5 protein-coding genes and 2 pseudogenes are annotated in these 5,302 nt (G+C 73.0%); 5 read left to right on the top strand and 2 right to left on the bottom strand.

Going from position 1 to position 5,302, the window contains the following annotated elements:
- The 5 genes and pseudogenes from QM611_RS08660 to QM611_RS08640 form a co-directional block, all read left to right on the top strand.
- Nucleotides 1-231, top strand: a pseudogene (locus QM611_RS08660) (maleylacetate reductase); the annotation flags it as partial.
- Nucleotides 228-1,103 carry a dioxygenase gene (locus tag QM611_RS08655; RefSeq protein WP_415079510.1) on the top strand — a complete coding sequence of 292 codons (876 nt, stop codon included), beginning with the start codon at nt 228-230 and terminating at the stop codon, nt 1,101-1,103. The pseudogene QM611_RS08660 and the gene QM611_RS08655, both read left to right, overlap by 4 nt.
- 66 nt (nt 1,104-1,169) lie before the next feature.
- Nucleotides 1,170-2,138 carry a helix-turn-helix domain-containing protein gene (locus QM611_RS08650; protein WP_415079509.1) on the top strand — a complete coding sequence of 323 codons (969 nt, stop codon included), beginning with the start codon at nt 1,170-1,172 and terminating at the stop codon, nt 2,136-2,138.
- A 25-nt stretch (nt 2,139-2,163) separates the two neighbouring features.
- Nucleotides 2,164-2,553: a nuclear transport factor 2 family protein gene (locus QM611_RS08645; protein WP_415079508.1), complete on the top strand. Its 390-nt coding sequence runs from the start codon at nt 2,164-2,166 to the stop codon at nt 2,551-2,553.
- A gap of 153 nt (nt 2,554-2,706) precedes the next feature.
- Nucleotides 2,707-4,374 (top strand): thiamine pyrophosphate-binding protein, encoded by a 1,668-nt coding sequence (locus QM611_RS08640; protein ID WP_415079507.1) that lies wholly within the window; start codon nt 2,707-2,709, stop codon nt 4,372-4,374.
- 9 nt (nt 4,375-4,383) lie between these two features.
- Here the strand turns inward: QM611_RS08640 and QM611_RS08635 are convergent, their stop codons facing one another.
- Both QM611_RS08635 and QM611_RS08630 read right to left on the bottom strand, forming a co-directional pair.
- A complete protein-coding gene (locus tag QM611_RS08635) occupies nt 4,384-4,986 on the bottom strand; it encodes a TetR/AcrR family transcriptional regulator (RefSeq protein WP_415079506.1) in 603 nt (200 codons plus the stop codon).
- A 5-nt stretch (nt 4,987-4,991) separates the two neighbouring features.
- A pseudogene (locus tag QM611_RS08630) lies at nt 4,992-5,302 on the bottom strand (aspartate aminotransferase family protein); the annotation flags it as partial.

Raw genomic sequence — 5,302 nt, 5'->3', positions numbered from 1 at the left:
CTGGGCGCGCCGACGCTCGACGCCGCCGGCGCGTTGAGCGGGCTTGTCGCGCTCGGCGACCGGCTGGGCGCGCCCCGCGCCCTCCGCGACCTCGGCATGCCCGAGTCGGGCATCGCGCCGGCGGCGGACGCGGTGCTCGCTGCCGTCCCGCCGGGCAACCCGGCATTCGTCGATCTGGACCGGCTCGTCGCCCTCGTCGGGGCGGCGTGGCAAGGAGAGGAGCCCCGATGACCACCTCAGCGAGCGATGAGCAGGCCCGCCGCGAACAGGAGCTGGTCGAGCTCGTCGTCCACTCGTTCGACTCCTCCCCCGACGCCCGCCTGCAGCAGGTCATGGCGTCGCTCGTGCGCCACCTGCACGCGTTCATCCGCGATGTGCGGCTGACCGAGGACGAGTGGAACGTCGCGATCGACTTCCTCCGCCGCGCCGGCGACATCACCGACGACCGCCGCCAGGAGTTCATCCTGCTCTCCGACGTGCTCGGCACCTCGATGCAGACGATCGCGGTCAACAACGAGGCGCGCGGGCACGCGACCGAGGCGACGGTGTTCGGGCCCTTCTTCGTGGAGGGCTCACCCGAAGTGCCGATCGGAGGCGACATCTCGTTCGGCGCCACCGGCGAGCCCTGCTGGGTGGAGGGATCCGTCACCGACCTCTCCGGAGCGCCAGTGCCGAACGCGCTCATCGAGGTGTGGGAGGCGGACGAGGACGGTCTCTACGACGTGCAGTACGACGACGACCGCACCGCCGCGCGCGCCCACCTGCACTCGGACGAGCACGGCAAATACTCATTCTGGGGCATCACCCCCACGCCCTACCCGATCCCGCACGACGGTCCGGTCGGGCAACTGTTGGAGGCCGTGGGGCGCTCGCCGATGCGCGCCGCACACCTCCACTTCCTCGTCGACCACCCCGACCATCGCCGCCTCGTGACGCACATCTTCGTGCGCGGAGACGAGCTGCTGGGCACCGACGCGGTCTTCGGCGTGAAGGAGTCGCTCGTCAAGGACTTCGTGCAGCACCCGCCGGGCACGCCGACCCCCGACGGCCGTACCGTGGACGGCACGTGGTCGCAAACGCGCTTCGACATCGTTCTCGCGTAAGGCGGTCCGTGTGAATCCGCGCCAGACCGTATACGATGACGGCACTCATCGAGGAACGAGGTGAGCATGCCCGCGAGTGCTCCTGCCCACGTGATCTCCACGCGGGTTGCGCACACCATCCAGGAGTTCCGCGCCGCCGTGAACGCCTCGTTCGTGCCCCTGGAGGTGTCGAGCCTCCACTCCGAGCGCTTCCGCGGAGTCATCCGCTCTGCCGTCGTCGACGAAGTCCACGTCACCAGCATGCGCGCCACCGACCACTCGGTGCAGCGCACACCAGAGCTCATCGCGCGCGGCGACCGCCCCTACTTCAAGATCAGCCTCATGCTCTCCGGCGCCGGCCTGCTCGTGCAGGACGGGCGCGAAGCGGTGCTTTCGCCGGGCGACTTCGCGGTTTACGACACGAGTCGGCCGTACTCGCTTGTGTTCGACGAGGAGTTCCGCACCATGGTGCTGATGTTCCCGCGGCAGCTGCTGACGCTGCCGTCGGCGATGATCGCGCAGCTCAGCGCGGTGCGGATCACCGGCACCGAGGGCCTCGGCGGGATCGCGTCCCCCTACCTCGCCCAGCTCGCCGCCAACCTCGACGAGCTGCACGGCGCCACCGGGTCGCGCCTCGCGCACACGGCGCTCGACCTCGTCACGACCGTGTTCACGCGCGAGCTCGGGCTGGACGAGCCGACCGCCGACCCGCACCACGTGCTCATGCAGCGCATCCGCAGCCACATCGACCGCAACCTGGGCTCCAGCAGCCTCGGGCCGGCGTCGATCGCCGCCGCGCACTTCATCTCCACCCGCCATCTGCACGGCCTGTTCCAGGAGCAGGGGATGACGGTGTCCACCTGGATCCGCACGCGCCGGCTCGAGCAGTGCCGCCGCGACCTCATCGACCCCGTGCTCGCGGACCGCTCGGTCGCGGCGATCGCGGCGCGCTGGGGATTCATCGACGCCGCGCACTTCAGCCGCGCCTTCAAGGCCGCGTACGACCTGTCGCCGAGCGAGTTCCGCGCCACGCACCGCCTGCCCTCCACCGTCTGATCCGCCGACAACGCAAGGACTCCGCATGAGCAACGTCGACATCGTCCGCGCCCACTACGACGCCTCCGCCCGCGGGGACCTCCCCGGCATGGTGGCCGACTTCGCCCCCGACATCGTGTGGACGGAGTGCGCTGGCTTCCCGACCGCGGGAACCTACATCGGCCCCGACGCCGTCATCGACGGCGTGTTCGGCCCGACGGCGGCCGAGTGGGACGGCTTCGGCGTGGCGATCGACCAGCTCGTCGTCGACGGCGACACGGTCGTCGGCGTCGGCCGCTACACCGCCACCCACCGCGGCACCGGCAAGGCGCTGGACGCGCGGACCGTGCACGTGTGGACCGTGCGCGACGGCAGGATCGCCGCGTTCGAGCAGGTGGCGGACTCGCGCATCGCCGCACTCGCCGCCACACCGTGACGCGCACGCCCGGTCGCTGAGACTCCACCTGAGGGCGGGTTGTACAATCGGAGCGTCCGGCGGCGACGCCGGTGCTCGGAAAAGGGGCACGCAGCGCCCACGCGCGCGAGACACATACGGCTTCAGCATCCGTCCGTCTCGAAAGGCCCCGCCATGCCCTCTGTCTCCGCCCACGTCGCCACGACCCTCGCCCGGCACATCCGCCACGTCTTCGGTGTGATGGGCAACGGCAACGCCTACTTCCTCGACGCGATCGAGCGCGACACGTCCGCCCGCTACACCGCGATGCGGCACGAGGCCGGCGCCGTCGCGGCGGCCGACGCGTTCCACCGCGCGTCGGGCCGGATCGCGGCCGCCACCGCCACGTACGGCGCGGGCTTCACGAACACGCTCACGGCGCTGGCCGAGTCGGTGCAGGCGCGCGTTCCCCTCGTGCTCGTCGTGGGCGACGAACCGACCTCGGGACCGCGCCCGTGGGACGTCGACCAGATCGCGCTGGCGTCGGGCGTCGGCGCGCGCACGTACACGGTGGGGCGGGCGGATGCCGCCGCGACCACCGTCATCGCGATCGAGCACGCCCTGGCCTATCGCGTGCCGGTCGTGCTCGCGATCCCGTACGACGTCGCTCAGCACGACGCCGGCCCCGTGCCCGATTCGCCGCCGCTGCGCCTGCCCGCGCCCCTCGAGCCCCGCGACCCGTTCGCGGCGGCGGCCGTCGCGGAGCTGGCGACGGCGCTCGCGAGCGCAGAGCGCCCGTTCCTGCTCGCCGGGCGAGGCGCGTGGCTGTCCGGCGCCGGCGACGCGCTCGGCGAGCTGGCCGACGCGGTCGGCGCGGTGACCGCGACCACGGCGCTCGGCCGCGGGCTGTTCCCGCGGGCCGAGTTCGACCTCGGCGTCACGGGCGGATTCGGCGCCGAGGGCGCCATGGAGCTCGTGCGCGAGGCCGACGTCGCCGTCGTCTTCGGCGCCGGGCTCAACCAGTTCACGATGCGCTTCGGCGACCTCTTCGCGCCGGGCGCGAAAGTCGTGCAGGTCGACACCGCCCCCGCCGCGACGCACCCGCACGTGGGGGGCTTCATCCGCGGCGACGCGGCGGCGGTCGCGCGCGCTCTCGTCGACGGGGTGCGCGCGAGCGGCGCCGCGCCGAGCGGGTGGCGCGAGTCGGTGGATGTCGCGGCGCTGCGCGCTCGCGAGCCCGGCGAGGGCCGTGCCGCCGACGGCCGGCTCGACCCGCGGTCGGTCGCGATCCGCGTCGGCGAGCTGCTGGAGTCTCACGAGTCGACGCGGAACCGGGTGGTGGTCTCCGACGGCGGCCACTTCATCGGCTGGGCGAACATGTACTGGCCCGTCGCCTCGCCTGACCGCATGATGATGGTCGGCACGGCGTTCCAGACGATCGGGCTCGGCTTCCCGTCGGTCCCCGGCGCCGCGGCCGCCCTGCCCGACGCGACCGTCGTGCTCACCACGGGAGATGGCGGCGGGCTCATGGCGCTCGCCGACCTGGAGTCGGCGGTGCGCGTGGCCGCCGGCCGCGGGCTCGCGGTGATGTGGAACGACGGGGCCTACGGCGCCGAGGTGAACCTCTACGGCCTGAAGGGCCTCGCCCCCGAGCCCATGCTCATCCCCGAGGTCGACTTCGCGGGCCTGGCCTCGTCGGTCGGCGCGGAGGGCGTGGCAGTCCGCGCGCTGGACGACCTCGACCGGCTCGCGTCGTGGGCGGCCGAGCCCGCGGCATCCCGTCCCTTCCTGCTGCTGGACTGCCGCGTCTCGACGTCGGTGATCGCGCCCTATCAGCAAGAGATCGTGCGCATCAACTCGTGACGCGCGGCCTCAGCGGCGGGCGAGCGCGGCGAGGATGGCGCGGAAGGCGCCGAGGCACCGCGGGCCCAGCGAGCTGTCTCGTGCGACGTCGATGCCGGTCTGGCGCATCATCCCCACCATGAGCAGCGCGGTGGCGGCCACGTCGATGTCGGCGGGGATGCGGCCGTCGCGCTGCGCCGCCGCGAGCTCGTCGTGGAACACTGCGCGGTGGCCGCGCGAGCCGACCCCGGACTGGTGGTCGAGGCCGAGGCGGCCGGGTCCGGAGATGTTGTAGAAGAAGCCGAGCTCGGGCTCCTCCGCGAGGTCGACCATCGCCTCGGCGTGGGCGGTGAGCCGGCCGATCCAGTCGTCGTGCAGCGCCGCGCGGGCCGCGCCCGAGGCGAGCACCTCCTCGCCGAGCTGGTCGTACGCCGCGCGCACCACGTCGCCCTGCCCGTCGGGGAAGTGCGCGTAGAGCGTGCCCCGCGAGATGCCGGCCTCGCTGACGATGCCGTCGATCGTCATGCCGCGCGTTCCGTTGGCCGCGATGAGCCGGAGCGCTGCGCGCACCACGTCGCCGCGCGTGCGCTCGTGCTGCCGCTGTCGCAGCGTGCTGCCCCCGCCCGCGGCCATCGCCGCTACTCCCCCACGGCGAGCGCCTCGCGCACCGTCTCCTCGAGCGTCGCGAGCGCGAGCTCGAAGTCGTCGTCGCCGATCACGAGCGGGGGCCGGATCTTGAGCACGTTGTCGTCTCGTCCGATACGGCTGATGAGCACGTGCCGCGCGTACATGCCCTCCACGACGCGGCGGGCAAGGCCCGCATCCGGATTGCCCTGCTCGTCGAGCAGCTCGAGGCCGAAGAACAGCCCCCGGCCCTTCACGCGCACGCGCGGCTGCGCGGCCGCCAGCGGAGCGAGCCGCGCGCGCGCGAGCCGGCCGAGCTCGGCGG

This window comes from Microbacterium sp., from assembly GCF_047606685.1.
Classification (GTDB): domain Bacteria; phylum Actinomycetota; class Actinomycetes; order Actinomycetales; family Microbacteriaceae; genus Microbacterium.
This window is presented reverse-complemented; position numbering and strand designations above follow the sequence as displayed.